Source organism: Streptomyces doebereineriae, from assembly GCF_031845645.1.
In the GTDB taxonomy this organism is placed as follows: Bacteria; Actinomycetota; Actinomycetes; order Streptomycetales; family Streptomycetaceae; genus Streptomyces; species Streptomyces canus.
Genome location: NZ_JAVREZ010000006.1, coordinates 1 through 26,896, shown reverse-complemented (window position 1 = coordinate 26,896; position 26,896 = coordinate 1). Strand labels below are relative to the sequence as shown.

Annotated in this window: 18 protein-coding genes, 1 tRNA gene and 1 pseudogene; 7 read left to right on the top strand and 13 right to left on the bottom strand. The window is 69.4% G+C overall.

Annotated features, from left to right (window positions below; all coding sequences use genetic code 11):
* Position 1 precedes the first annotated feature (1 nt).
* A complete protein-coding gene (locus RNB18_RS18850; protein ID WP_311715249.1) occupies positions 2 to 709 on the bottom strand; it encodes a DUF6215 domain-containing protein in 708 nt (235 codons plus the stop codon).
* A 322-nt stretch (positions 710 to 1,031) separates the two neighbouring features.
* Between RNB18_RS18850 and RNB18_RS18845 the strand changes: the two genes are divergently transcribed.
* The 3 genes and pseudogenes from RNB18_RS18845 to RNB18_RS53705 form a co-directional block, all read left to right on the top strand.
* Positions 1,032 to 2,405, top strand: coding sequence for a hypothetical protein (locus tag RNB18_RS18845; protein WP_311715248.1), 1,374 nt, complete (start codon positions 1,032 to 1,034; stop codon positions 2,403 to 2,405).
* 76 nt (positions 2,406 to 2,481) lie between these two features.
* Positions 2,482 to 2,554, top strand: a tRNA-Gln gene (locus RNB18_RS18840).
* A 174-nt stretch (positions 2,555 to 2,728) separates the two neighbouring features.
* A pseudogene (locus RNB18_RS53705) lies at positions 2,729 to 2,905 on the top strand (YrhB domain-containing protein); the annotation flags it as partial.
* Between the two features lie 465 nt (positions 2,906 to 3,370).
* On the opposite strand, the gene RNB18_RS18830 reads toward RNB18_RS53705, so the two are convergent.
* Both RNB18_RS18830 and nrdR read right to left on the bottom strand, forming a co-directional pair.
* Complete coding sequence (locus RNB18_RS18830) at positions 3,371 to 6,271, bottom strand: vitamin B12-dependent ribonucleotide reductase (RefSeq protein WP_311715247.1); 2,901 nt, start codon at positions 6,269 to 6,271, stop codon at positions 3,371 to 3,373.
* 162 nt (positions 6,272 to 6,433) lie between these two features.
* Entirely contained in the window at positions 6,434 to 7,009 is a 576-nt protein-coding gene (nrdR, locus tag RNB18_RS18825) for a transcriptional regulator NrdR (RefSeq protein WP_311715246.1), read from the bottom strand.
* 562 nt (positions 7,010 to 7,571) lie between these two features.
* On the opposite strand from nrdR, the gene lexA reads away from it, so the two are divergent.
* Complete coding sequence (gene lexA, locus RNB18_RS18820) at positions 7,572 to 8,351, top strand: transcriptional repressor LexA (protein ID WP_057613273.1); 780 nt, start codon at positions 7,572 to 7,574, stop codon at positions 8,349 to 8,351.
* Positions 8,352 to 8,491: 140 nt separating this feature from the next.
* On the opposite strand, the gene RNB18_RS18815 is transcribed toward lexA, so the two are convergent.
* The 4 genes from RNB18_RS18815 to RNB18_RS18800 all read right to left on the bottom strand — a co-directional run bounded on the left by RNB18_RS18815 (position 8,492) and on the right by RNB18_RS18800 (position 15,722).
* On the bottom strand, positions 8,492 to 10,510 hold the full coding sequence (locus RNB18_RS18815; protein ID WP_311715245.1) for an ATP-dependent DNA helicase: 2,019 nt from the start codon (positions 10,508 to 10,510) through the stop codon (positions 8,492 to 8,494).
* Positions 10,511 to 10,801: 291 nt separating this feature from the next.
* Entirely contained in the window at positions 10,802 to 11,662 is an 861-nt protein-coding gene (locus tag RNB18_RS18810; RefSeq protein ID WP_311715244.1) for a GNAT family N-acetyltransferase, read from the bottom strand.
* 38 nt (positions 11,663 to 11,700) lie between these two features.
* Positions 11,701 to 13,665, bottom strand: coding sequence for an IucA/IucC family protein (locus RNB18_RS18805; RefSeq protein WP_394817642.1), 1,965 nt, complete (start codon positions 13,663 to 13,665; stop codon positions 11,701 to 11,703).
* A gap of 509 nt (positions 13,666 to 14,174) precedes the next feature.
* On the bottom strand, positions 14,175 to 15,722 hold the full coding sequence (locus tag RNB18_RS18800) for a diaminobutyrate--2-oxoglutarate transaminase family protein (RefSeq protein WP_394817641.1): 1,548 nt from the start codon (positions 15,720 to 15,722) through the stop codon (positions 14,175 to 14,177).
* Between the two features lie 391 nt (positions 15,723 to 16,113).
* On the opposite strand from RNB18_RS18800, the gene RNB18_RS18795 reads away from it, so the two are divergent.
* Positions 16,114 to 17,346, top strand: a complete 1,233-nt coding sequence (locus tag RNB18_RS18795) for a trypsin-like serine peptidase (protein WP_311715243.1) — start codon at positions 16,114 to 16,116, stop codon at positions 17,344 to 17,346.
* 57 nt (positions 17,347 to 17,403) lie between these two features.
* On the opposite strand, the gene hflX is transcribed toward RNB18_RS18795, so the two are convergent.
* The 6 genes from hflX to miaA form a co-directional block, all read right to left on the bottom strand.
* Positions 17,404 to 18,900, bottom strand: a complete 1,497-nt coding sequence (gene hflX / locus RNB18_RS18790; protein ID WP_311715242.1) for a GTPase HflX — start codon at positions 18,898 to 18,900, stop codon at positions 17,404 to 17,406.
* Positions 18,901 to 19,026: 126 nt separating this feature from the next.
* The gene (locus tag RNB18_RS18785) at positions 19,027 to 20,574 is read right to left on the bottom strand and encodes a M1 family metallopeptidase (protein ID WP_311715241.1); all 1,548 of its coding nucleotides are present in this window, start codon (positions 20,572 to 20,574) and stop codon (positions 19,027 to 19,029) included.
* A gap of 434 nt (positions 20,575 to 21,008) precedes the next feature.
* The gene (locus RNB18_RS18780) at positions 21,009 to 23,261 is read right to left on the bottom strand and encodes a RelA/SpoT family protein (protein ID WP_311715240.1); all 2,253 of its coding nucleotides are present in this window, start codon (positions 23,259 to 23,261) and stop codon (positions 21,009 to 21,011) included.
* 284 nt (positions 23,262 to 23,545) lie between these two features.
* Positions 23,546 to 24,415, bottom strand: a complete 870-nt coding sequence (gene dapF, locus RNB18_RS18775; RefSeq protein WP_311715239.1) for a diaminopimelate epimerase — start codon at positions 24,413 to 24,415, stop codon at positions 23,546 to 23,548.
* Between the two features lie 88 nt (positions 24,416 to 24,503).
* Positions 24,504 to 25,007, bottom strand: coding sequence for a hypothetical protein (locus tag RNB18_RS18770; protein WP_311715616.1), 504 nt, complete (start codon positions 25,005 to 25,007; stop codon positions 24,504 to 24,506).
* A 108-nt stretch (positions 25,008 to 25,115) separates the two neighbouring features.
* Entirely contained in the window at positions 25,116 to 26,054 is a 939-nt protein-coding gene (gene miaA / locus RNB18_RS18765) for a tRNA (adenosine(37)-N6)-dimethylallyltransferase MiaA (RefSeq protein WP_311715238.1), read from the bottom strand.
* 183 nt (positions 26,055 to 26,237) lie between these two features.
* Between miaA and RNB18_RS18760 the strand changes: the two genes are divergently transcribed.
* Positions 26,238 to 26,564, top strand: coding sequence for a hypothetical protein (locus tag RNB18_RS18760; protein ID WP_311715237.1), 327 nt, complete (start codon positions 26,238 to 26,240; stop codon positions 26,562 to 26,564).
* A 24-nt stretch (positions 26,565 to 26,588) separates the two neighbouring features.
* A complete protein-coding gene (locus RNB18_RS18755; protein ID WP_311715236.1) occupies positions 26,589 to 26,861 on the top strand; it encodes an antitoxin in 273 nt (90 codons plus the stop codon).
* Positions 26,862 to 26,896: the final 35 nt, after the last annotated feature.

The following is a 26,896-nucleotide window of genomic DNA, read 5'->3' as shown; positions in this document are numbered from 1 at the left end:
GTCAGCCGGCGGTCCAGTCCGGGACCGTCGGCAGCACCGTCTCGGCGACGCGGAGCAACGCGAGGTCATCGGGTACGACGTCGTCCTGACGCCATATGGAGACCTCGTAGAAGCCGCCGCCGTCCTTGGTGTCCTTGGCGACCAGCAGGCTGCGGGCGATGCCGCCGGGACCGGTGTCGATCTTGCCGCCACCGAGGTTGAAGTTGAGGGCGATGGTCCGGTCCGAGTAGAGAACCGCCGGGTGCCCGCCTATCGTCCTGTTCTGCGCCGAACTCCCCAGGAAGCCGGCCATCTCGACCACCGGGATGTCGTCGTCGGACGTCGAGAGCTTCACGGAGTAGGTGGACAGCTGGACCTCCGCCTCGGGTGTGACGGTCTTGGTGCCGTCGGCCCAGGTGCCCATGCTCTCGTTGCCGCTGGCGTTCATCGCGTACTCGGTCGGCGTGCCGAGCAGTGTGGGCAGGTCCGCACGGTTCAGCGCCGTGCACAACTGCACACCGGAGACCGGCTTCGACGGCCGGGCGTCGTCCGATGTGTGGCACTCGGCCGGTTCGGGGTCGCTGGACTTCTGCTGAAAGGTCCCTGACAACAAGAGAGCCGCGAGGCCCCCGACCACCACCAGTGCCGCGACAGCCTGACCCCACTCACTCGGGCCCTTCTCGGGCTGCCTCACGCTCTCCGCGGCATCGGCAATCTGCTGCTCAGCCATGTTCCCCGTGTCCCCCACCCTGCCGTTCGCGCCGGTCGTGCGCTGGGGGAGCCTAACGTGTGATCGTCTCATGGAGAAACGGAAAAGCCGAAGGTGGTGCAGCCGATGCCCGACTGCACCGCCCTGGGCTGACTCACCCACTGGCGCAGGCCACTTGTTTCGGAGCTGTCGAATTCCTGGGCGCGAACAACGCAGAAAGGCGAGCCAGTTCGGATTCAAAGGCCGGTCATTCGCCGAGACCACCGCTCCGCAGCTCGCTCTGTGGCTGCGGCGTGCGGATAAGCAGTGGAGACCTGATCGTGGTGATGACAAGGTGAGGCTCATGCCGTCGCCCATATTCGAACAGGTCCTACGGGAACTGCACGCCTCGCTCACACTGCGCAAGCGTCCGGAAGATGTGGCCCGGCTCATCCAGGATCTGTACGCCGCCCAGGGATCCGGCCTCGATGCAGCAACCGAGGCGGCGCTCGCCAAGGCCGCTGCGCACTCCCTGCGAAACCTCTGGCACGGCTATACCTCCATGCAGGAGGAATTCGCCCGTCCCGTTGGAGCACAGCGCCAGCTTGCCCGAGCGGCAAGCCTGTTCACGAGCGTGCCGGACCTTCCGCGCGACGCCGGGGATGATCCCGCCCAAATCGAGGCGGTGATCCGGCGAGCGGGTGAGGAAATCGGCCGCGCATACGGGCAGAACGACTTCGGTTTGGACCGCTTCAACCGGGCCGAGCGCAGAGCGGCCGGCCTTGATGAGATCTCCAAACGCCAGTACAACAAGCGCTTCCGACTACTGCGCCGCATGGAAGCCAAACTGGCCCGGCTCATCCACGAGCAACGCCTCCGCGAAGTGACCATCACCGGCAAAGGCGCGCTTGCCCACGCCCTCCCGTACGAGTTGTTCGCTACAGACCCGGACACGGCAGCCTTCATCGCCTACATCACGGCACGCGGTTACATGCGCAGCGTCTTCACCAACGGCCGGCAGCGTCAGGTCTACGACGAGGTCGCCGAAGCCCTGCTCCAGCGCCTGCGGAAACTCCCCGAGCGGACCTGCTGGTACGCGGTCGCGCATGTGCACCCCACAGCTGAAGTGCTGGGCCACGTATCCGACCAGGACCTCACGCAACTGCTGATTCGGTGGAACGGATTTCTACGCCAGGTCGCAGGTCTACTGGAGGACGCCTGGAACCGGCAACCGCTGGAGCGCAACACGATGATCGTGCGCCGTGGCAACGACTCCTCCACATGGAACCAGGCCGCACAGGCATGGAACACGGCCCGGGCCCACTGGTTCGCGCTGCTGACCGAACTGGGGCAGGACGAGATCCTGGACCGGATTTGCCCTGGCAAGGTGCCCCGCCTGATGGCGGCCGACGTGGCGTACTGGCACCGCGTGAGCGGGGGCGGGCTGCACCCGGACACCTACGTCTGGGCAGAGCTTCCTCTGCCCTGGGAAGTACTCCGGGGTGAGAAGGAATGTCCACGCTCCCTCATCGAAGCAGTCTGCGCCCGGCATCGGGTGGACCCGATAGCCGGCGCCTGGACCGCTCCCAGGCCATCAACTGAGGCTGTCGCCTACCGGCGGACACCCGAGCTGGTACACGGAGTCGCCGTCGCCGACCCACTCATGGCCAGCGCTCTCCGGTCGGCAGGAGTCTTCTCCGGCAAGGACAAGCGTGCTGCCGCTCAAGAGTGGACGTGATCGACGGCAATCCCCACGCGTCCGCCCGTGCAAATCAGTTGACCCACGCGGTGGCCCAAGAAATGATCACGACGGCGGCGAGGAAGCTCTGCGGAGGAGCGCCCGGCTCTGATCCCGGGTGGACGCAGGTTCGAATCCTGCCCTCGCCGCCTCTTCCCGTACTTCCCAAATGACGCCTCGCCGTGCAGATTGCGCAATTTACTGGCGCAGAGCGCTTGTTCTACAGGTGTCGAATTCCTGAGCAGGAAGGTCCATCAGCCCCGCGCACGTGGCGCTGGGCCGTGCGAATTCGTAAGCAGTGGCGGGCTGTGAGTGTGGACGCGATGCGGATGGCTGTGGTCCGTGTCGAGGAGCACGAACTGGTGTGGATCGTCTTCTGGCAGTCCGAGGAATTCATACGGACCCGGGGGCACATGCTGGTCGGCAATGGGCCGTACCTGGTCGATCGCGTCGACGGGGCGCTGCACCAAATCGGCGTCGTCTCCGCGAAAACAGGGGAATGGCAGACCGACTACCGGGCCCGGATACGTGGGCTGCCAGTGCGCACCGCAGTAGACGACCTACATGATGCGCTCTGCGGAGTCGCCGCTACGCGCGGACGCATGCACGCTGTGCGGACGCTTCGCCAGAGGCTGCCGATGTTCTCGCCTGCGGAGGGCATCGAGTACGTGAGCGCGTTGCTGGACGGTAATGCGCCCGCGCGCCTCGTGGCCGTCGCCACCAAGGAACTCGTCGAGCCCCTCAACCCGGTACTTGCGGTGCAGACCGCTCTGAGTGGACCGGTGATCCGAGCCGTGGGGAGGACGACCTCGGCCACGCGGTCACGCATCGTTGAACTGGTGACGCCGCGCTGGTCACGGTACGGCGTAGGGGACCGGCCATTGGCCGGTCCCCTACTTGAGCTGCTGGTCAGCTACATGTGCGGGTTACGCCGGATGGTGCATCCGATGCAATTCCGCTCATTTTCAGCTGCAGCCGCTGGTCGAACCGCAGCCCTCGCAGATGTAGCAGGAACCGGCCCGCTGCATCTTCGTACCGCAGGAGAAGCACAGCGGGGCGTCGGCCTGGATGCCCAGCTGCATCTCCACCAGTTCGGCACTGGTGTGGGCCTGCTGCGGGGCCGGCTTGGCCGCCTCGACCTCGGCCTTCGGCGTGACGACCGCCTTCAGCTCCTGGGCGCGCGGCGCCGACTGGGCCAGACCCTCGACGTCGACCTCCTCCTCGGTCGGCTCGTAGGAGCCGGTCTCGAGGTGGCGCTGACGCTCCTCGGCGGAGTGGATGCCGAGCGCGGAACGCGTCTCGAAGGGCAGGAAGTCCAACGCCAGGCGGCGGAAGATGTAGTCGACGATCGACTGCGCCATCCGCACGTCCGGGTCGTCCGTCATGCCGGCCGGCTCGAAGCGCATGTTGGTGAACTTCGAGACGTACGTCTCGAGCGGCACGCCGTACTGCAGGCCGACGGAGACCGCGATGGAGAAGGCGTCCATCATGCCCGCGAGGGTCGAGCCCTGCTTGGACATCTTCAGGAAGACCTCACCGAGACCGTCGTCCGGGTAGGAGTTGGCGGTCATGTAGCCCTCGGCGCCGCCGACCGTGAAGGAGGTCGTGATGCCGGGACGGCCCTTGGGCAGACGCTTGCGGACCGGACGGTACTCGACGACCTTCTCGACCGCCGCGCGGATGGTCTCCTCGGCCTTCTCCGTGACCTCGGCCTTCTCCTTCTCCTTGGTCTTGGCGGAGAGGGGCTGGCCGACCTTGCAGTTGTCGCGGTAGATGGCGAGCGCCTTGACGCCCATCTTCCAGGCCTCGAAGTAGACCTCTTCGACGTCCTCGACGGTCGCCGTCTCCGGCAGGTTGACCGTCTTGGAGAGCGCGCCGGAGATCCAGGGCTGGATCGCGGCCATCATGCGGACGTGGCCCATCGCGGAGATGGAGCGCTCGCCCATGGCGCAGTCGAAGACCTCGTAGTGCTCGTGCTTGAGGCCGGGGGCGTCGATCACGTTGCCGTTCTCGGCGATGTGGGCGACGATCGCCTCGATCTGCTCCTCCTGGTAGCCCAGGCGACGCAGGGCCTGCGGGACGGTGCCGTTGACGATCTGCATCGAGCCGCCGCCGACCAGCTTCTTGAACTTGACCAGGGCGAGGTCGGGCTCAAGGCCGGTGGTGTCGCAGGACATCGCGAGACCGATGGTGCCGGTCGGGGCGATGACGGACGCCTGGGAGTTACGGAAACCGTTCTTCTCACCGAGACGCAGCACGTCCTGCCAGGCCTCCGTGGCCGCGGCCCAGATCGGCGAGTCCAGGTCGTCCATGCGGACGGCCTTGCCGTTCTCGTCGGAGTGCTGCTTCATGACACGCAGGTGCGGCTGCGCGTTGCGGGCGTAACCGTCGTACGGGCCGACGACCGCGGCGAGTTCGGCGGAACGCTTGTACGACGTGCCGGTCATCAAGGAGGTGATGGACCCGGCGAGAGCGCGGCCGCCGTCGGAGTCGTACGCGTGGCCGGTAGCCATCAGCAGGGCGCCGAGGTTGGCGTAGCCGATGCCGAGCTGGCGGAACGCGCGTGTGTTCTCACCGATCTTCTGCGTCGGGAAGTCCGCGAAGCAGATGGAGATGTCCATCGCGGTGATGACGAGTTCGACGACCTTGGCGAAGCGCTCGACGTCGAAGGACTGGTTGCCCTTGCTGTCGTCCTTGAGGAACTTCATGAGGTTCAGCGAGGCGAGGTTGCAGGACGTGTTGTCCAGGTGCATGTACTCGCTGCAGGGGTTCGAGCCGTTGATACGGCCGGACTCCGGGCAGGTGTGCCAGGCGTTGATGGTGTCGTCGTACTGGATGCCGGGATCGGCACAGGCCCAGGCCGCCTCGGCCATCTTGCGGAAGAGCGACTTGGCGTCGACCTCCTCGATGACCTCACCGGTCATACGGGACGTCAGGCCGAACTTGCCGCCCGTCTCGACGGCCTTCATGAACGTGTCGTTCACACGGACCGAGTTGTTGGCGTTCTGGTACTGGACGGACGTGATGTCGTCGCCGCCCAGGTCCATGTCGAAGCCCGCGTCACGCAGGGCGCGGATCTTCTCCTCTTCCTTCACCTTGGTCTCGATGAAGCCCTCGATGTCGGGGTGGTCGACGTCGAGGATGACCATCTTGGCCGCGCGGCGCGTGGCGCCACCCGACTTGATCGTTCCTGCGGAGGCGTCGGCGCCACGCATGAAGGAGACCGGACCGGAGGCGTTGCCGCCCGAGGACAGCAGCTCCTTGGAGGAGCGGATACGGGAGAGGTTGAGGCCGGCGCCGGAGCCGCCCTTGAAGATCATGCCCTCTTCCTTGTACCAATCGAGGATCGACTCCATGGAGTCGTCGACGGCCAGGATGAAGCAGGCCGAGACCTGCTGCGGCTGGGGCGTACCGACGTTGAACCACACAGGGCTGTTGAAGCTGAAGATCTGGTGCAGGAGGGCGTACGCCAGCTCGTGCTCGAAGATCTCCGCGTCTGCGGGCGAGGCGAAGTACTTGTAGTCCTCGCCGGCCTTCCGGTACGTCTTCACGATGCGGTCGATGAGCTGCTTGAGGCTCACCTCGCGCTGGGGGGTGCCAACGGCACCGCGGAAGTACTTGCTGGTGACGATGTTGACCGCGTTCACCGACCAGAAGTCGGGGAACTCGACGCCACGCTGCTCGAAGTTGACCGAGCCGTCGCGCCAGTTGGTCATGACGACGTCACGGCGCTCCCAGGCCACCTCGTCGTACGGGTGCACGCCGGGGGTGGTGTGGATGCGCTCGATACGCAGGCCCTTGTTCACTGCCGCCTTGGTGCCCTTGGCGCGGGAACTCCGTGCCGGACCGCTCGCCGTCTCTGTCATGCCGCCTCCCTGTACGGGCGAAAACGCCCTGAAGTGCCCCGATGTTCCCGTGGCACGGTGTTCTGTCTGGTATTGCGGGCGCCCACTCGCTACCGCCCGCAACAGGTCTTCGGTCGCCGCCGTCCGGCCGAACCGGGGTCCTGGCCCGGTCCGGCCCGCCGATCAGTCGGCGGCGCGGGCGGGCTCGGGGTGTTGAGCAGTCCCTCCGGGCCCGCGATCGTCTTCCTGGCTCCCCGCGACGGCTTCTTCGCCGTCCACAGCCTCTCCGCGGTCCTCGTCGTCCGCGGCGGGGGGTCCCGTCTCCCTCAGTTCCGCGATGGCCGCATCGAAGTCCTCGAGCGAGTCGAACGCCCGGTAGACGGAGGCGAATCGCAGATACGCGACGAGATCGAGCTCTTGCAACGGGCCGAGTATGGCCAGCCCCACGTCGTGGGTGGTCAGCTCGGCGCTCCCGGTGGCCCGCACCGCCTCCTCGACCCGTTGGCCGAGTTGGGCGAGCGCGTCCTCGGTGACAGGCCGTCCCTGGCATGCCTTGCGCACACCATTGATGACCTTGGTACGACTGAAAGGCTCGGTGACTCCGGACCGCTTGACCACCATCAGCGAGCACGTCTCCACGGTCGTGAAACGACGGGAGCAGTCCGGACACTGGCGGCGCCTGCGGATCGACGTGCCGTCGTCGGTCGTACGACTGTCGACGACGCGGCTGTCGGGGTGCCTGCAGAAGGGGCAGTGCATGATCTCCCAACCCTCCTCACAGCAGACTCAATAGCCTCGCTGAGCCCCATGGGCCCCTCGAAGCAGCCCCCAGCATAGGCGATCGCGGCGGGCGTGGAGACCCGGGGGACCACAACTTCTGGGCTGCTGTAGCAATCCAAGCACTACATGTAGGGATTGGCACGGCATACACGCCGTACACGCAAGTCGCGCCTGTATGGGCATGTGCCATACGACTGCCCCGGCCCCCGGCGAACACCACGCACAGCCGTATCGCTGCGGCGCATGCGGAGATACCGTGGGCGCCACAAGGAGGGGACGTGGGATTCCCGCAGAGATGGGAGCCGGTACCCGGCCGACTGGGCACTGGATGGCAGACTGGGGCAACAACCCGCGAGGTCGCCATCCGGCGGTGAAGAGTACAGCAATGGGCCCTTTTGTTCGGCAGGCGGCGCGTTAGCCATACACCCAGACACATGATCGCGTCAGGTGATTCGCGATTTTTCACTCGAACGTGTGTTTGGCGCAACCTTTCGAAAGCAACTACCGTTGTCCAGCAGGGAGACCATCGAGAGGGGCCGACGTGACCACGACCGCAGACAGTGCCACCATCACTGCCCAGGACCGTTCCCAGGGCCGACTCGAGCCGGTGCATGCGATGAACGAAGCCGTGAACCCCGAGGGACACAAGCGATCCCTCCCGGGCCGACCTCCAGGCATCCGGGCGGACAGCTCGGGGCTCACCGACCGGCAGCGCCGGGTGATCGAGGTCATCAGGGACTCCGTCCAGCGGCGCGGCTACCCGCCGTCCATGCGGGAGATCGGGCAGGCGGTCGGGCTGTCCAGCACCTCATCCGTCGCACATCAGTTGATGGCACTGGAGCGCAAGGGCTTCCTGCGCCGCGACCCGCACCGCCCGCGCGCGTACGAGGTGCGCGGCTCCGACCAGGGCGCCTCGGTGCAGCCCACGGACACCGCGGGCAAGCCCGCCGCGTCATACGTCCCGCTCGTCGGCCGGATCGCCGCCGGTGGCCCGATCCTCGCCGAGGAATCGGTCGAGGACGTGTTCCCCCTCCCCCGCCAACTCGTGGGCGACGGTGAGCTGTTTGTACTGAAGGTCGTCGGTGACTCGATGATCGAGGCCGCGATCTGCGACGGCGACTGGGTCACCGTGCGCCGCCAGCCCGTCGCCGAGAACGGCGACATCGTGGCCGCGATGTTGGAAGGCGAGGCCACCGTCAAGCGCTTCAAGCGCGAGGACGGCCACGTCTGGCTCCTCCCCCACAACTCAGCGTACGAGCCGATCCCCGGCGACGACGCGACCATCCTCGGCAAGGTAGTGGCAGTACTGCGGCGCGTCTGAGCACCGCGGCAGGCCTCGCCGATCCGACCGGGCCCCGGAACCCCTGCGCCGGTTCCGGGGCCCTGCGCTGTCCGGCCCCGGTGACGGGTCGCTCAGCATCGCGTGTGGCCTGACCCGTCACCGGGTCAGGCCACACGCGATCATCCGACTTCCGCCTGTGCCTTCTCGGCCTCTGCCGCGAGCTCCGCCGCTTCCGTCGCCCTCGCCGCGGCGTCGATCACCGTCAGCGACTTCCGTACCTGGTTACGGTCCGTGGTGTACCAGAAGCCGGGCAGTGATGCCTTTAGGTAGCTGCCGTACCGCGCCGTTGCCAGCCTCTGATCCAGTACCGCGACCACACCACGGTCCCCCGAGGCCCGGACGAGACGGCCGGCGCCCTGGGCCATGAGCAGCGCGGCATGCGTGGCGGCGACCGCCATGAAGCCATTGCCCCCGGCGTCCTCCACCGCCTTCTGGCGGGCGCTCATCAGAGGGTCGTCCGGGCGCGGGAACGGGATCTTGTCCATGACGACCAGCTGGCAGCTGGGGCCGGGGACGTCGACGCCCTGCCAGAGCGACAGCGTGCCGAAGAGGCAGGTCCGCGGGTCTGCCGCGAAGTTCTTGATCAGTTCGCCGAGGGTCTCCTCGCCCTGGAGGAGGATCGGGAACTCCGGGATGCGGGAGCGCAACTCCTCGGCGGCCAGCTGGGCAGCCCTCATGGAGGAGAAGAGCCCCAGGGTGCGGCCGCCGGCCGCCTGGATGAGCTCGGTCAGCTCGTCGAGCATGTCCACTCGGTCACCGTCACGCGCGGGGCGCGAGAGGTGCTTGGCGACGTAGAGGATGCCCTGCCTGGGGTAATCGAAGGGCGAACCGACGTCGAGGCCCTTCCACTTCGGCAGGTCTTCGCCCTCGGTTCCTTCCGGGGCGAGCCCCAGGGACGCTCCGACGCCGTTGAAGTCGCCACCCAGCTTCAGGGTCGCCGAGGTCAGGACCACGGAACGGTCCGCGAACAGCTTCTCCCGCAGCAGGCCGGACACCGACATGGGGGCCACGCGCAAGGAGGCGCCGAAGCGGTCGTGACGCTCGTACCAGACGACGTCCCACTCCGAACCGTTCGTGATCCGCTCTGCCACGTCGTGCACCGCCTCCACTGAGGCCAGCGCCTGTTTGCGGACGGCGTCCTCGTCCTGGACCGACTTGTCGCGGGTCGCTCCGATCGCGGAGATGACCGTACGCGCGGCGTCGCGCAGGGCCATGAGCGCGTACCCGAGGTCCTCCGGGATCTCCTCCAGCCTGCCGGGCAGGGCGAGCTCCATCAGCCGCTCGAAGCCCTCCGCCGCGGTCTGGAGCTGATCGGCCGCCTTTTCGTTGACAAGCTTCGCTGCGCGGCGCACCGCGCGGTTGACCTGGCCGGGAGTGAGCTCGCCGGTGGCCACACCGGTGACCCGGGAAACCAGCTCGTGCGCCTCGTCGACGATCAGTACTTCGTGCTGAGGAAGCACGGGGGCGCCTTCGATGGCGTCGATCGCGAGCAGCGCGTGGTTGGTGACGACGACCTCGGCGAGCTTGGCACGCTCGCGGGCCATCTCGGCGAAGCACTCGGCGCCGTAGGCGCACTTCGTCGCTCCCAGACACTCACGGGAGGACACGGAGATCTGCGCCCAGGCGCGGTCGGAGACACCCGGCGTGAGGTCGTCGCGGTCACCCGTCTCGGTGTCCTGCGACCAGTCCCGCAGCCGCAGCAGATCCTGGCCCAGCTTGCTGGTGGGCGCGGCGGCCTCGAACTGGTCGAAGAGCCCCTCCTCCTCGTCCTGCGGGACGCCCTCGTGGAGGCGGTGCAGGCAGAGATAGTTCGACCGGCCCTTGAGCATCGCGAACTCCGGGCGGCGGCGCAGCAGCGGGTGCAGCGCCTCGACCGTGCGCGGCAGGTCGCGCTCGACGAGCTGTCTCTGCAGGGCCAGGGTGGCCGTCGCGACGACGACCCGCTCCCCGTGCGCGAGCGCGGGCACGAGATAGCCGAGCGACTTTCCGGTACCGGTGCCCGCCTGCACCAGCAGGTGGGAGCCGTCGTCGATCGCGTCCGCGACGGATTCGGCCATGGTCACCTGGCCGGGGCGCTCCGTACCGCCGACGGCAGTGACGGCAGCATGCAGGAGTTCGGGGAGTGAGGGCTTCGTCATAGCGCGACCACCCTACGGCCCGGCACTGACAAAGGGGTGATCAAGGCGGGGACGAGGGGCGGGATCAAGACCGGGAACTCCTCGGAAAGCTAGGCGGCGGGGTCGGATCTGCTCGACTCGGTTCGACTTCGGCCGGGTCTGAGCCGCTCGGAGGCGACTTCGGTCGGGAGACGGCCGGAATTGACCGAAGCCTTCCTCGTGTGTCCGGGGGTCGTCGAAAAAGTCTCGCGGCGGGTGGGAACCGCTTCGGCGCGAGCGGTGTACCAAAAGTGATTGCGCGATGACGCGTTGCTACAGCAGATCGCGCAGGGACCGGTCTCGGGTCATGAGGGCCGCCCGCTTGGCGGGCAAGTCGACCTCGGCTGAGAAGCGGAAGCCTGCGCTCAGAAAGGCGGTGACGGACGGGATGTTGCGAAGGTCGGGCTCCCCGATGACACGTGCACAGGCGGGTCGCCTGTCGAGTACGAGATCGGCGACGGCTCTGAGCAGAGTGCTGCCGAGACCGCGCCCTCGATCGGTGACGGCGCCGATGAGGAGATGGATACCGGTGTCGTGCGGTCTGACCGGATAGTGGCGAGCCAGCGGATCCAGGTCTGCCCGGTAGATCTCCCAGTAGCTCATCGGAGTGCCCTCCAGCACCCCGAGGCAGGGAAAGCTGCGCCCGTCACCGGCCAGCTGCGGGCGCAGGTGGTCCTCCGTCACGTTCTGGGGCCCGGCCAGCTCCCAGAACGCGGTGACGGCGGGGTCGTTCATCCAGCGGCAGATGAGGTCAAGGTCCCGCTCGACGCGTACGGGCACGAGTTGGAACACGCCTGCCGGGGTCACGATCGGCCCCCAGTCGGCGACCCCGTCGAGCAGGTCGTCGCCGCCCGGGGTGCGTGAGGCGCGCAGGGCGGTGCTGTCGCTCCAGCTCCGTTGCCCGTGCCCGTGCCCGGCCGCAACATCGGCCGTGGCTGCCTCTGCCCCTGACCGCCCTTCCTCGAAGAGCGCGACAAGTTCGTAGGGCAGGCGCAGGTCCAGCGTGTCCTCGTTGTCGGTGCCCCGGCCTATGCCCCGGGCTGTGCTGTCCTCGCCCGGGTCGGGACAGGCGCCGGTGCCGACGTCGGTCGAGGCGGCGGAAACGGCATCGGCACTCGCGTCGGTGGGAGACACAGGGCGCTCCTCTCAGGAGGTGGGGTGGGTCATGTTCCTCAGGAGTGAAGGGGGTTGGCGATGGTGACGTAGACGGACTGGGTGTCGACCGGGCCGACGAGTTCGTCCAGGCCGTGCACGCGGGTCAGCAGATTGGCCTTGCAGCGCAGGACGGGTGAGTCGAGCAGGCGGCCGGGGAGCGTGGTGCGCAGTCGGGTGGGTCCGCAGGCCACGTCGTCGAGGAAGCGGCGGAAGGCGGCGAGCAGCAGCCGTTCGTCGGCCAGGCGCTGGGAGCCGAACGCACCGATGAGGCCGAGGACGTTGTTGATCGCGAGGTAGTAGGCGAAACGCTCGTCGGTGACCTCATCGGAGACGAAGGTGTCGCTGTGTGTACCGATGCCGGGCAGGCGGGCGTCGAGCTCCGACCGTCGGGACTCGCGGAAGTAGTAGCCCTGGTTGTCGCGGTAGCGGCCGCCGGCGGGCCAGCCGTCGGCGTCCAACAGGACCAAGGTGTTCTGCTGATGCGCTTCCAGAGCGATGCCCGCCTCTCCGTCGAGCCACAGCACCGGCCGGACCACGTGCTCCAAGTAGCGCAGGAACCACTCGGCGGCGACGGCTCCTCCAGGACGGCCGGTGCGGGCGGCGAGCCGGGTGACGACCTCGGCCAGACGGGACCGCCAGACCGGCAGGTCCGTCTCAGAACGGTCTCGGTCCGGCCTGTCCCGGCCAACTCGGTCCTCGGTGGCAGCTGCCTGGGCGCGGGGACAAGGACGGGGTGAGACGAGACCGGCGATGCAGGAAACGTCGTGAGAGGAGCTGAACGGGTTGTGCCGGATCATCACGTCGATTCCGGGCACGGGACGGCCGTTGGGCCCGTCGACGGCGAGCCAGGCGGGGTCGCGGACGATGTCGAAGGCCGGGTGGACCGCCTGCCACTGCTTGGACAGTCCGCTGCGCAGGAGCCGGTGCACCTCGACGCCACGGTGGAGTTCCTTGCGGAGGTTTTCGCGGCGGGAGTTGGTGATGCGCAGGCCCAGCGAGAGCTTGAGCATGGCGGGGGCGCCGGAGCGATGGACGGTGCGTACGGAGGAGGTGGGATGCCAGGGGGAGCCGTGGGCGCCCAGGTCCTGGAGCAGTCCGGCATCGAACAGCGGGGCGGTCTCGGAGCGGTGCCGGACCTCGCGTAGTTGCCAGGGGTGCAGCGGCAGGACCGTGCGGCCGTCGGGCAGCGGAAGGTCGGGGCCGGCCAGGCGTCGGGTGAGCTGGGCGGCGGTGACGGGACGGCCGCGTTCGGTCCACGCCGAGTCGGTGGCGAGGAGAGAGGGGTCGACAGCGAGCCAGTGCAGGAGAAAGGAGCCGCGCAACTCGGGTGAGTACGAGACCGCTTCGGCTTCGGACAGACCTTCGCGGCTCTTCGGGGCCGGATGCACAGGGTGGCCGAGGACGAGTGCCTGTTCGGCGGTGAGGAAGAGGTCGGGGCCCTCGTCGGCGTGCTTGCGGCGCTCGCGGACGAAGGTGGCGGTACGGCGGACGGAGTCGGCTACACGGGCCACGACTTCGGCACCGGCTGCAGAGGCGCGGGGCTCTGTCGTCAGTGACTCCCGGGTGAGCAGCGCCGCGACGGTGACCGCATCGGCCGTCGGGGCCTGCCCAGGGGCGTCGGCGAGATGAGGGAGGCCAAAGCGGTGCCATCCCGTCGGCGACCAGTAGTGGACGGGGACGAGGAGAGAGGTGCCGCTGGCGGGGAGGGGAATGCGGAGCGTGCCGCCGGTGGGGGCGGGCAGGTCGGTCTCGCGAACCCAGCAGCGCAGCAGATTCTCCACGGTGGCGGCTTCGGCCACGGCGTGCGGGTCCGGGTGATTCAGCGGGTCGCTGGTGGCGCCGCGCAGGTGTTCCCGTTCGGGCGGGCCGCCCTGGGACAGGGGGTGGTCGGGGCGGGAGCGGCGCTGCGGAGAAGGGGCTGTCTCGGAATGGTTGAGCGGGTGCGTGGGGGTGCGGTCTTGGGGGGGGGGGGTGGTGTTCAAGTTCGGTGTTCCTCGGAGGTGGTTCTGCCTGGGAGGGGCTGCTGTCTCGTGGGTGGTGGGTGGAGGTTGTGGTGCCGGTACCAAGGGCGACTGGTTGACCGGGGATCTGGTGGCAGGCGAGCGGTCGAATCGCGTGGAGGTGAGTGGTGTTCGGGAGGGATTCGGTGAGCAATCGGCATAATGACGGCGCCTGTTCGAGGGCGTCGGTAAGCGGCTCGCGGCTCGGCCTGTGGCGCGAGGGATGGCGGCGACTATCGGCCCGACCCGGACTCCGGCTTCCGGCCGAGCCCCGACTCCGACTCCGGTCCCAGCTCCGGTCCCGATTCCGGCCCCAACCCCAGCTCCGTGTGCGGCTGTCCCGCTGGCTTCGGGAGGTGTTGTCGCTCCGGTTGAGGGCGGGGCCGCGGCCCCAGTTCCCGGTGTGGCTCCAGCCGACACGCCAGTTCCTGCCGCCCCTTCGGCTCCCGCCGCTACCCCGTCCACTCGCTCCGGCGCCGACGCTGCTGTTGTCACCCGGCACCGCGGCCGTGACCGCGGGCTACAGCTGCCACGGCGTCGGCGAGTCGGTCGAGGACGGCGGTCGCCTGTTCGTCGGTGATCGTCAGAGGTGGGAGCAGACGCACGACGCTCGCGTGGCGCCCACCGAGTTCGACGATCAGGCCGCGCCGGAGGCACTCCCGCTGGACGGCGACGGCCAGCTCAGGAGAGGCAGGGCGAGGGGACGGGATGGAACCCGGCATCACCGCGGTCCCTGCATCATCGGCGCTGCTCAGCCCGACCGAACCCAGCAAACCAGCGGCCCCACGATCCTCATCGGATCCACCGGACCTACCAGTCTCATCGGGCCCGTTGGACCCCCCGGTTCCAGCGACACCCCACCCCTCCCCTTCGCCCTCCACCATCTCTATCCCGATCATCAACCCCCGGCCCCGCACATCACCGATCACAGAAAACTCCCGGCTCAGTCCTCGGAGTTGATCCAGCAGCCGCGCACCGAGCGTTGCCGCGCGTTCTGTCAGGCCGTTCTCGCGGACGTAGGCCATCGTGGCCGTGCCCGCGGCCATGGCGAGTTGGTTGCCTCGGAAGGTGCCGGCGTGGGCGCCGGGTTCCCAGACGTCGAGGTCGTCGCGGTAAACCACCACGGCGAGGGGCAGGCTTCCGCCGATGGCCTTGGACAGGACCATGACGTCGGGGGTGATGCCGCTGTGCTCCACGGCCCAGAAGGCCCCGGTACGGCCGACTCCCGTCTGGACTTCGTCGGCGATGAGCGGGATCGAGCGGTCGGCCGTAATCCGTCGCATGCGTCGCATCCACGCGTCGGGGGCTGGAAGAACGCCGCCCTCGCCCTGGACGGGTTCGAGGATCATCCCCGCGGGCAGCGGTACCCCGGACTTGGGGTCGTCGAGGACGGACTCCGTCCAGCGGGCGGCGAGTTCGGCGCCGTGCGAGCCACCGACCCCGAAGGGACAGCGGTAGTCCTGCGGGTAGGGCAGCCGGGCGACCCGTACGTCGAAGGCGTCGCCGGACGCTTCGAGGGCGCCGGAGGTCATGCCGTGGTAGGCGCCGGCGAAGGCGAGCATGCCGTTGCGGCCGGTCGCGGCGCGCACGAGCTTGAAGGCGGCCTCCACAGCATCCGTGCCGGCCGGGCCGCAGAACTGTACGCGTGCGTGGTCGGCGAGGCCGGGCGGCAGGGTGCGGAACAGTTCGGTGATGAAGGCGTCCTTGACGGGCGTCGCGAGGTCGAGGACGTGGAGGGGTGCGCCCGAGTCGAGGACCTTGCGGATCGCCTCCAGGACGACGGGATGGTTGTGTCCGAGGGCAAGCGTGCCGGCGCCCGAGAGGCAGTCGAGGTAGCGGCGGCCGTCGGCGCCCTCGATGGTGAGACCGCGTGCGCGTACCGGCACGATGGGGAGGGCACGGGCATAGGTGCGTGCCGCCGACTCGCGGGCCGACTGGCGCCGCAGGATTCCCTCGTGCGCGGAGCGGGTCGCCGACGGTTCCTCGACGGCGGTGTGCTCCGCCATGGCCTCCCCGGGTGCGGTCTCGGTCACGGCCATGGTTCTCCCGTCGTCGCGCTGTGCGGGGGCAAGCGGTTCTTTCGCGGACTCACCCGCCCCGACATACGGAACCCCGACACCCTTTGCTCGACATCTCGGCACATCGATGCCCCGACTGTCCGGGAAACTCCGGGGATTGAGGCGCCGGGGACGAACCGTCCGCCGGTAGTGGCCCCCACCGCTACCAACCCCGGACCGTTCACCGGGTTACGGGTTGTCTGAAGATCTTTGGCGTGACGGAACTGTTGCGGTTCCGTCGGAAGTCCCCCATAACGGGCGCATAGTGTGTGATGCCGTTCCAAGGCGCGGTGCCGGAGGCGCAACTCGCGGGAGGTCTGCGGGAAGTCCCCGGTTACGCACCCGGGTTCGTCCACACAGGGGGAGGCAGAGCATGCGATCCGAACCGTTGTCATTGACCGCTCGCGGCGAAGGCGAAAAGGGCACGCGCCGTAGAACCTCTCCTGTGCTCGCCGCCATGGCCCTCGCCTCCGTGCTGGCGCTGACCGCCACCGGCTGTGGTTCGGGCGACTCGGACGCGAACGCGCAGGCCTCCGCCTCGGCCGCGTCCGAGGGCGACGGCAAGATCACGATCCCGGACGACATCAGGGACAGGCTCAAGGAGCACGGGATCGATGTCGACCAGTGGAAGAACGGCGCCTGGAAGAACTGGGACAGGGACGACTGGCTGCGCGAGGCCCAGGACTACATCAACCCGATCATCGAGGGCCTGTGGGACCCGGACCGGATGCGGGAGGCCGAGGATCCCGACCGCGGTGTCCAGGAGAGCGACCTCTCGGGAGACCAGGGTGTGACCGACCCGGAGCCGGCGCCGGTGGACGCGAAGGCCGTATCCCCTACGTATCACGACAACGCGCCCGCGGCGGGCAAGGTGTTCTTCGACTCCCCCGAGGGCACGATGGTCTGTTCGGCGACGGTCGTGGAGGACCCGGCCCACCCCGGCAAGTCCGACCTGGTGTGGACGGCGGGGCATTGTGTGCACGCGGGCAGGAGCGGTGGCTGGTACCGCAACACCGCGTTCGTGCCGTCGTACAACGACCAGGCCTTGTCGGGCGCGGAGTTGGGGAGCGCGACCGAGAAGGATGTCGCTCCGTACGGCGTCTGGTGGGCCGACTGGGCGCAGACCTCGGACCAGTGGATCGCCCAGGGAGGTCCGACCGGCGGGGACGGTGCACCGTACGACTTCGCCGTCATCCATGTGACGCGGGAGGAGGGTGGCAGCGGCAAGTCGCTGGAGGAGACGGTCGGTTCGGCCCTGCCGGTGAACTTCGCCGCGCCGGCGGTGCCGCAGGTGGAGAGCATCACGGCCGACGGGTATCCGGCGGCGGCGCCGTTCGACGGGGAGACGCTGTACCAGTGCCAGGACAGGCCGGGGCGGCTGTCGATCAACGCCTCGGACCCGACGATGTACCGCATCGGCTGCACCATGACCGGTGGTTCGTCCGGCGGCGGCTGGGTCGCGACCGGTGCGGACGGCCGGCCGGCCTTGGTGTCCAACACCTCGATCGGGCCGGTGAACGCGGGCTGGCTGGCCGGGCCCCGGCTGGGTGAGGTGGCCAAGGGCGTGTACGACTCGGTCAGCGAGAAGTTCGCGGGCCAGAGCTGAGCACGTTGGAGGCCCGCCCTTCGGGTGAAGGACGGGCCTCTCAGAGAGCTACGACACTCAGGCCACAACCGGTGCCGGCACATACGGCGCCAGATCCGCAGCCAGCTCCTCGTGCACCCGCACCTTGAGCAGGGTGCCCTCCGCCGTGTGCTCCTCGGAGATCACCTCGCCCTCGTCATGGGCACGGGCGACCAGCTTGCCGTGGGTGTACGGCACGAGCGCCTCGATCTCGACGGACGGCCTGGGCAGTTCGTTGTCGATCAGGGCGAGCAGTTCGGCGATGCCCCGGCCGGTACGGGCCGAGACCGCGAGGGAGCGCTTCTCGTTCCGCATCAGCCGCTGGAGCGTCAGCGGGTCGGCCGCGTCGGCCTTGTTGATCACGACGATCTCGGGCACGTCGGTGGCGCCGACGTCCCTGATCACTTCGCGCACGGCGGCCAGCTGCTCCTCCGGGTTCGGGTGCGAGCCGTCCACCACGTGCAGGATCAGGTCTGACTCGCCGACCTCCTCCATGGTGGAGCGGAACGCCTCGACCAGGTGGTGCGGCAGGTGCCGTACAAAACCGACGGTGTCGGCCAGCGTGTACAGGCGACCGCTCGGGGTCTCCGCGCGACGGACGGTCGGGTCGAGGGTCGCGAACAGGGCGTTCTCGACCAGGACGCCCGCGCCCGTGAGGCGGTTGAGCAGGGACGACTTGCCGGCGTTGGTGTAGCCCGCGATGGCGACCGAGGGCACCTTGTGGCGCTTGCGCTCCTGCCGCTTGATCTCGCGGCCGGTCTTCATGTCCGCGATCTCCCGGCGCATCTTCGCCATCTTCTCGCGGATCCGACGCCGGTCCGTCTCGATCTTGGTCTCACCGGGACCACGGGTGGCGAGGCCGCCGCCCTTGCCGCCGCCCATCTGACGGGACAGCGACTGACCCCAGCCCCGCAGCCTCGGCAGCATGTACTGCATCTGCGCGAGCGCGACCTGCGCCTTGCCCTCCCGGGACTTGGCGTGCTGGGCGAAGATGTCGAGGATCAGCGCCGTACGGTCGATGACCTTGACCTTGACGACGTCCTCGAGGTGGATGAGCTGGCCCGGGCTGAGCTCACCGTCGCAGATGACGGTGTCCGCGCCGGTCTCCAGGACGATGTCCCGCAGCTCGTCGGCCTTGCCGGAACCGATGTAGGTGGCCGCGTCGGGCTTGTCGCGGCGCTGGATCACGCCGTCGAGCACGAGTGCGCCGGCGGTCTCCGCGAGGGCGGCGAGCTCCGCGAGGGAGTTGTCCGCGTCCTGCGCGGTCCCCGTGGTCCAGACGCCGACGAGGACGACCCGCTCCAGACGGAGCTGGCGGTACTCGACCTCGGTGACGTCCTCGAGCTCGGTGGAGAGGCCTGCGACGCGGCGCAGGGCCGCGCGCTCGGAGCGGTCGAACTGCTCGCCGTCCCGCTCTCCGTCGATCTCGTGGCTCCAGGCGACGTCCTCTTCCATCAGGGCATCGGCCCGAAGACCTTCGGCGTATGTGTGCGCGAGGCGCTGCGTGTCCTGGGAAGGGGATGAAGAGGAGGTCATTTGATCCTTACGTCGATGGGGATTCCGATTCGGCGGTCATGTGTCACAACGCACGAGCACCCTGGGAGATTCCCGCGCCCCGTGCCGCGCCGACCCGAAGATGGTCGCACGGCACGGGGCGTCTCGTCACCGCCTTTTCGCCGCTGCCACGGCCTTCCAGCCCGGGTGGCCGGGCATCGGCGGGGTCTTCTTGCCGTAGAGCCAGCCCTGGAGGAAGCCGCCGAGGTCGCGCCCGGAGATCTCGGAGGCGAGGTGCACGAAGTCGGCGGTCGACGCCGCGCCGTCGCGGTGTTCCCGCACCCAGGCCCGTTCCAGTTTCTCGAAGGCTTTGCGGCCGATCTCCTGGCGCAGGGCGTACAGGACCAGGGCGGCGCCGTCGTAGACGTTCGGCCGGAAGATACTGATCTTCTGGCCCGGCTCGGGCGGCTTGGGTGCGGCCGGCGGTCCACCTTCGGCCCGCCAGCGGTTGGAGGCACCGTACGCGGCCTTCATGCGGGCCTCAAGGGTGCGGCCCGCCTTCTCCTCCGCGTACAGGGCCTCGTACCAGGTGGCATGTCCTTCGTTGAGCCACAGGTCCGACCAGGTGCGGGGGCTGACACTGTTGCCGAACCACTGGTGGGCGAGCTCGTGGACCATGATCGACTCGACGTACCACTTGGGGTAGGCGGGCTCGGTGAAGAGGTCCTTCTCGAAGAGGGACAAAGTTTGAGTTTCCAACTCGAAGCCGGTGTCGGCCGCGGCCATCAGAATGCCGTACGTCTCGAAGGGGTACGGCCCGACCTTGCCCTCCATCCAGGCGAGCTGGCCGGGGGTCTTCTTGAGCCAGGGTTCGAGCTTGGCGCGGTCCTTGGTGCGCACGACGTCCCGGACGGGCAGTCCGTGCGGTCCGCTGCGGCGCAGCACGGTGGAGCGGCCGATGGACACCTGAGCGAGTTCGGTGGCCATGGGGTGCCGGGTGCGATACGTCCAGGTGGTCGCCCGGCCGGCGCGGTCCACGTCCGTCGCCAGGCCGTTGGCGACGGCCGTGTAGCCGTCGGGCGCGGTGACCCGGATGGTGAACATCGCCTTGTCGGAGGGGTGGTCGTTGCAGGGGAAGACCAGGTGCGCGGCGTCGGCCTGGTTGGCCATGGCGAGCCCGTCCGCGGTGCGGACCCAGCCGCCGTCCCGGCCGTCGGCGGAGACGGGGTCACTGGTGTGCCGGACGGTGATCCGCATCCAGCTGCCACCGGGCAGCGGTCCGTCGGGCGTGACGACGAGGTCCTCGCCGGCGCTGGTGAAAGCCGCGGACAGACCGTCGACCTCCACCGACTGGACCTCGCCGTGGGCGAAGTCGAGGTTGATGCGGTCGAGTTCGGTCGTCGTCCAGGCGTCGATCGTGGTGACGGCCGTGAGCGGCTTGCTGTTGTCGCCGGGGTAGGTGAAGGAGAGGTCGTACGACGCCACGTCGTAGCCGGGGTTGCCGAGGTGCGGGAAGAGGCGGTCCCCGACCCCGAGCGGTGTGGCCGGGGCGCTCGCGGCCAGCAGGCAGACGGAGACGGCGGAGGCGAGCAGCGCGGCCGCCTTGCGCCGTCGGGCGTTTCCGGTACGGCGACGGGGAGCGTCGGGGCCGAGCCGGTCGGCGGGGGTGGGGTGCGTACGGGTGGGACCGGCGTGTGTGTGGGAGCTGAGCGGCATGCACCACCGCTACCAGCGCGCGCGTGCGCCACGGCGACGACGCGCGATCATCCCACTCGAACGGGGTGCTCGGGTTCCGTAGAGGAGACGCGTGAGGTCTTGAGGCCGGCCACGCGCGCGTGATGTCCTGCGCCCCGTCACGCGTACGTGGGGCCCTGAGGCCCGCCACGAGCGCATGAGGTTTGTGCCCCGCCACGCACGCGTGAAGCCCTGAGGCCCGCCACGCACGCGTGAGGCCCTGTCGACCGACCCTGCATCCGCTCACCAAGACCTGTGGACCGGTCCCTCACGCATGTGAGACCTGTGGACCGGCCGCTCACGCGCGTGCAGACCAGCAAGCCGGTCCCCCACGCGCATCCAGACTTGCGGACCGGCCACCCACCGCGTGCAGACCTACGGCCCACCCCAGTCGGGCACGCCCCCTGAGGCGTCCTTCAGGCCCCGGGCGTCTGCGCCCTGCTCACGTCGTACACCCCGGCCACGTTCCGCATCGCCCGCATCAGCGACGGCAGCCGGGCCGCGTCCGGCAGCTGGACGGTGTAGGTGTGGCGTACTCGCTGCTGGCTGGGGGGTTCGACGGTCGCTGAGACGATCTCGGCGCCTTCGCCGGCCATGGCCTCGGTGAGGTCGGCGAGGAGGTGCGGTCGGCCGAACGATTCCGCGAACAGCGTGACCCGGCACCCGGCGGTCTCGCCCCAGCGCACGCCGACCTCGGTGCGCCCCACGCTCTTCATCCGCTCCACCGCGGTGCACTCGACGCGGTGCACGGTGACCACTCCCCCGCGCACGGCGAAGCCGGTGATCTCGTCGGGCGGTACGGGCGTGCAGCAGCCGGCGAGCCGTACGGTCGCGCCGGGCTGGTCGACGAGGGCGACGGCGGCGCCGGGGCGGTCTGCGGCCGGGTTGTCGGACGCCTGCGACTCGGCGATGCTCCGGCCCACGCTGTCGGGAGTGTCGGCAACCGGCGGCTCTGCGGCGAAGCCCCGGAAGGGGTTCGCATCCCCCCGCCCGGCCTGCACGTCCTCAGCCGTCGCGCCGGCCGTCCCGCCCCGCTCCGCGATCTCCTCCGGCGTCTCGGGCGACGGATGGGTCGCGATCCACCGCTGGATGGCGATCCGCGCCGCGGGCGTGTGCGCGTGCTCCAGCCACTCCTTGGAGGGCTCGGCGGCGGGGTCCTGCCCCATGAGGAGCTGGACGGTGTCGCCGTCCTTCAGAACGGTACTCAGGGTCGCCAGACGGCCGTTGACGCGGGCGCCGAGGCACGCGTGCGCGTCCTCGCCGTACTGCGCGTACGCGGCGTCCACACAGGTCGCGCCCTCGGGCAGGCCCAGGGTGCCGCCATCGGGCCGGAAGACGGTGATCTCGCGGTCCTGGGCGAGGTCCTCACGGAGGGTCGACCAGAAGGTGTCGGCGTCGGGCGCGGCCGCCTGCCAGTCGAGGAGACGGGAGAGCCAGCCGGGCCGGGTGGGGTCCACCCGCTCCTCGTCGGTGCCTGCGCCGGTGGTCGCGCTCGGCGCCTCCGAGGGGTCCGAAGGCGAGGCGTACGGATTGCCGAGCGCGACCACGCCGGCCTCGGCGACCTTGTGCATCTGGTGGGTGCGGATGAGGACTTCGACGACCTGGCCGTCGCCGCGGGCCACAGCGGTGTGCAGCGACTGGTACAGGTTGAACTTCGGTACGGCGATGAAGTCCTTGAACTCCGAGACGACAGGCGTCAGACAGGTGTGCAGTTCGCCCAGGACGCCGTAGCAGTCCGCGTCCTCGCCGACCAGGACCAGCAGGCGGCCGAAGTCCGCGCCGCGCAGCCTGCCGCGCTTGCGGGCCACCCGGTGCACGGAGACGAAGTGCCGTGGCCTGATGACGACGTCGGCCGGGATGCCGGCCTCGCGCAGCACGGAGCGCACCTCGTCGGCGATCTCGGCGAGCGGGTCGTCCGCGCGGGAGGCGTTGTCGACGATCAACTCGCGCGTGTGCTCGTACTCCTCGGGGTGGAGGATCGCGAAGACCAGGTCTTCCAGCTCGGTCTTGAGTGCCTGGACGCCGAGGCGTTCGGCGAGCGGGATGAGAACGTCCCGGGTGACCTTGGCGATGCGGGCCTGTTTCTCGGGACGCATCACGCCGAGCGTGCGCATGTTGTGCAGCCGGTCGGCGAGCTTGATCGACATCACGCGGACGTCGTTGCCGGTGGCGACGAGCATCTTGCGGAAGGTCTCGGGCTCGGCGGCGGCGCCGTAGTCGACCTTCTCCAGCTTGGTGACCCCGTCGACGAGGAAGCGGACCTCCGCGCCGAACTCCTTGCCGACCTGATCGAGCGTCACCTCGGTGTCCTCGACGGTGTCGTGGAGCAGAGAGGCCGTCAAGGTCGTGGTCTCGGCGCCGAGTTCGGCCAGGATCAGGGTCACGGCGAGTGGATGTGTGATGTACGGCTCACCGCTCTTGCGCATCTGGCCGCGATGCGAGGACTCGGCCAGGACCCAGGCGCGGCGGAGCGGTTCGAGGTCGGCGTCGGGGTGGTGGGCACGGTGGGCCTCGGCGACATGGCCGATGGCGTCGGGCAGCCGGTCTCGGGCGGCGGGGCCGAGCAGCGCGGCGCGGCCCAGGCGGCGCAGGTCGATCCGCGCCCGCCAGCGGGCGGCCGCACCTGTTACCGGACCTGGGGTCGCGGGGTTCGTGGCCTCCGCACTCATGGGCACCTCCGGCTGTGGACCGGCGGACGGGGTGCCCCATGGCGGACACGGCTCAGGGGATGGCATCTGTCCCCGTCCGGGCCGGTGCTTGATGCTACCGAGCCCATCACGCCCGGCTGACCGCCTCTCGGCGAGCGTGAAACGGATCACCCAATCGAGCGAAGGCTTCTAGGTTTACGATTTCGCGCCGCCTGACCTGCAGCCGACCGTGGATTTGAATCGCACAGAGGGCCGAAGGCTGTGGTTCCACGCCTTGGGCCGTCCGAGTGCTGTGATTCATATGGTCAACCAACCGCGTTTTCCAGCCAGTCGGCGTCGATCTCACCTTCGGCGACGATCACCGCGGGGCCGGTCATCTCGATCTCGCCGTCGCTCCGCTCGGTGATCACCAGGGTGCCTCCGGGCACGTCGACGGTGTAGGTCGCCGGGGTGCCGGTGGCCACCGGGTCGGCGCCGTCCCTGCGGGCCGTGGCGACGGCGACGGCGCACGCGCCCGTGCCGCAGGACCGGGTCTCACCCGCCCCTCGCTCGTGCACGCGCATGGCGACATGGCGGGGGCCGCGGTCGACGACGAACTCGACGTTGACCCCGCTCGGGTAGGCGGCGGCCGGGCTGAACGGCGGCGGGGAGTACAGGTCACCGGCGTGCGCCAGGTCGTCCACGAAGGCAACGGCGTGCGGATTGCCCATGTTCACGTTGCGGGCGGGCCAGCTGCGGTCGCCGACACTCACCGTGACGTCCCCCTCGGGGAGCAGCGCCTTGCCCATGCCGACGGTGACGTCACCGCCCTTGGCGATGTGCACGGCCTTCACGCCCCCGCGCGTGGCCACCGCGAGGTCGCCCTCGGTGACGTGACCGGCGCGCTGGAGGTAGCGGGCGAAGACGCGTACGCCGTTGCCGCACATCTCGGCGACGGAACCGTCGCCGTTGCGGTAGTCCATGAACCACTCGGCCTCCGCGGCCATGTGCGCGGCCTCGGGGTGCTCGGCGGACCGTACGACGTGGAGCAGACCGTCACCGCCGATGCCTGCCCGGCGGTCGCACAAGGCGGCGACGGCGGCGGGGGGCAGGTCCAGGGTGTTCTCGGGGTCCGGGACGATGACGAAGTCGTTCTCGGTGCCGTGACCCTTGAGGAAGGCGATCCGGGTGCTCATGTCTCGATCGTACGTGCAGGCCGGTGGGGGCTGATCGCGCCCACGCGGCGGTGGCCGCGGATCGACACGGCCCGCGCCCTGAAAGCCTCTAGCGGAGCCTCGCCACGCGCCAGACCGCGAGAACGACCACAACCGCCACCAGCAGCACGTACCCGAGCACGACCCGCCAGTCCGCGCGGCCGCCGGACCCCCGCTGCGGCAGTCCCGGCCACGTGTAACCAACCCGGCGTGCGGCCATCATGCCCCAGCCCGCCGCACAGGAGCAGATCAGCAGGCCCAGCATCGCGATCACCGCTCCGCTGTCGCCGAAGTCGAAGGCCAAAGGGAAGGCGAACATCAGGGAGCCGACCGCTGCCAGCGAGACGATGGGAGCGAGCTGCCAGATCCGCAGACGGCGCTGCGGGCGCAGCTCGACCTCGACCTCTTCCCCGCCCGGGAACATCTCCTCGGGCTCGGGACCGTCGGCGGTCACGCCGCCCTGGGTGTCGTCGGGCCCGTCGGGGCTCAGACGGTCTGCGTCCTGCTCCGGTTCACCGCTCTCGACGGTGAGGGGCTCGGTGCCTTGTGCGGTGTCGCGAGGGCCGGCCTCCATCGCCACGCGCCCTCCCAACTCGGACTCCACTTGGTCGATCGAAGCTCGATGATGGCACGGCGCCGGAGGCCGGGATGACGGCCGGAGCGTCCCGATGCCAGGACGTGATCAGGCTGTGACCGGTCGTTCGACCAACGCCAGCGCGAGCTGCGGAAGTTCTGTGAGATGCGCCGCAGCCCCACTCAACCAGTGCACCCGCGGATCGCGCCTGAACCATGAATCCTGACGGCGCGCGAAGCGTTTCGTGGCACGGATGGTCTCGGCCCGCGCGTCTTCCATCGTGCACTCCCCCGAGAGCGCCGCGAGCACCTGCTGGTACCCGAGCGCACGCGAGGCCGTGCGCCCCTCGCGCAACCCGCGCGCCTCCAGCCCCCGCACCTCGTCCACGAGCCCCGCCTCCCACATCCGGTCGACGCGGCGCGCGATGCGCTCGTCGAGCTCGGGCCGCGCGACGTCGACGCCGATCTGGACGGTGTCGTAGACCGAGTCGTGGCCGGGGAGGTTGGCGGTGAAGGGCTTGCCGGTGATCTCGATCACTTCGAGGGCCCGGACGATACGGCGGCCGTTGCTGGGCAGAATCGCCCGCCCGGCCCCGGGGTCGGCGGCGGCGAGACGGGCGTGCAGCGCGCCGGAACCGCGCAGCACGAGTTCCTCCTCCAGACGGGCCCTGACCTCGGGGTCGGTGCCGGGGAACTCCAGGTTGTCGACGGCCCCGCGGACATAGAGCCCGGAACCGCCGACGAGGATCGGCCAGCGCCCCTCGGCGAGCAGGGCGTCGATCCGGGCGCGGGCCAGCCTCTGGTACTCGGCGACGGACGCCGTGACGGTCACGTCCCAGATGTCCAGGAGATGGTGCGGGACGCCGTCGCGTTCCTCGGGCGTCAGCTTGGCAGTGCCGATGTCCATCCCTCGGTAGAGCTGCATGGAGTCGGCGTTGACGACCTCGCCCCCCAGTCGCTGGGCGAGGAAGACGCCCAGATCGGACTTTCCGGCCGCGGTGGGACCGACGACGGCGATGACGCGGGGGGAGGGGGGTGCGCTGCTCACCGCCCCAGTCTCGCAAACCCAGGAGCACCACCTCGAACGAGTTACGTGACGACGCCGGTCCGGCGTCGTTGCCAGTTGCGTGGTTTCCGCCGCCCTGTCCGCGGAGGCGGCGATCCGGGTGGCGCAATCGCGCGCTCCGGACGACGCGGGGTTTCCCCCGCACGAGTAACGTATGGAGTGGATATGGGCGTTTTCGCACGACTTCTCCGGAGGTCGAAGGCCACGGAGGAGGCGTCAACCGCCGAGACGCAGGCCGACATCCGGACGGCCGAGCCCGCGGCGGAAGAGGCGAAGGGGTCGACCGACGCCAAGGCTGAGGTCGAAACCGGGCCCCAGGCCGAGGGCAGGACCGAGGCCGAGGTCGCCGAGACGGCCGGAGCCGAGGACGCGGACGGAGCGACGGCGACGGAGGCCGACGAGGACGCCGCCGCCGAGGGCGTCGAGATCCCCAAGCAGCAGTCCGCCGACGAGGCGGCCGACCGTGAGGCCGGTGAGGGCGCCCGCACGTAACTGCCCCGCGTGGGAAGGTGAACGATGGGTCTCCTGGACAATGTGAAGGCCAAGCTCAGCCCGGCCAAGGACAAGGTCTCCGGCCTCGCGCAACGGCACGGGGGCACGGTCCAGCACGGCCTCGACAAGGCCGCGAAGGTCGTGGACGAGAAGACCAAGGGCAAGTACAGCGGCAAGATCCAGACCGGCACGGGCAAGGCCAAGGGCGCCATGGACCGACTCGCGCACAAGGACGGCACGGAGGGACCGGGTGACGGTGGCACGCCACCGCCGGCCTCACCGCCACCGGCTTCCTGAACGGCAGCACGGCACACCGGCGGGCGGGCGCCGGG

Coding starts and splice junctions, on each gene's coding strand:
- RNB18_RS18850 (WP_311715249.1), bottom strand. CDS start 709: ATGGCTGAGCAGCAGATTGCCGATGCCGCGGAGAGCGTGAGGCAGCCC.
- RNB18_RS18845 (WP_311715248.1), top strand. CDS start 1,032: ATGCCGTCGCCCATATTCGAACAGGTCCTACGGGAACTGCACGCCTCG.
- RNB18_RS18830 (WP_311715247.1), bottom strand. CDS start 6,271: ATGACAGAGACGGCGAGCGGTCCGGCACGGAGTTCCCGCGCCAAGGGC.
- nrdR (WP_311715246.1), bottom strand. CDS start 7,009: ATGCACTGCCCCTTCTGCAGGCACCCCGACAGCCGCGTCGTCGACAGT.
- RNB18_RS18815 (WP_311715245.1), bottom strand. CDS start 10,510: ATGACGAAGCCCTCACTCCCCGAACTCCTGCATGCTGCCGTCACTGCC.
- RNB18_RS18800 (WP_394817641.1), bottom strand. CDS start 15,722: ATGGCCGTGACCGAGACCGCACCCGGGGAGGCCATGGCGGAGCACACC.
- RNB18_RS18795 (WP_311715243.1), top strand. CDS start 16,114: ATGCGATCCGAACCGTTGTCATTGACCGCTCGCGGCGAAGGCGAAAAG.
- hflX (WP_311715242.1), bottom strand. CDS start 18,900: ATGACCTCCTCTTCATCCCCTTCCCAGGACACGCAGCGCCTCGCGCAC.
- RNB18_RS18785 (WP_311715241.1), bottom strand. CDS start 20,574: ATGCCGCTCAGCTCCCACACACACGCCGGTCCCACCCGTACGCACCCC.
- RNB18_RS18780 (WP_311715240.1), bottom strand. CDS start 23,261: ATGAGTGCGGAGGCCACGAACCCCGCGACCCCAGGTCCGGTAACAGGT.
- dapF (WP_311715239.1), bottom strand. CDS start 24,415: ATGAGCACCCGGATCGCCTTCCTCAAGGGTCACGGCACCGAGAACGAC.
- RNB18_RS18770 (WP_311715616.1), bottom strand. CDS start 25,007: ATGGAGGCCGGCCCTCGCGACACCGCACAAGGCACCGAGCCCCTCACC.
- RNB18_RS18760 (WP_311715237.1), top strand. CDS start 26,238: ATGGGCGTTTTCGCACGACTTCTCCGGAGGTCGAAGGCCACGGAGGAG.
- RNB18_RS18755 (WP_311715236.1), top strand. CDS start 26,589: ATGGGTCTCCTGGACAATGTGAAGGCCAAGCTCAGCCCGGCCAAGGAC.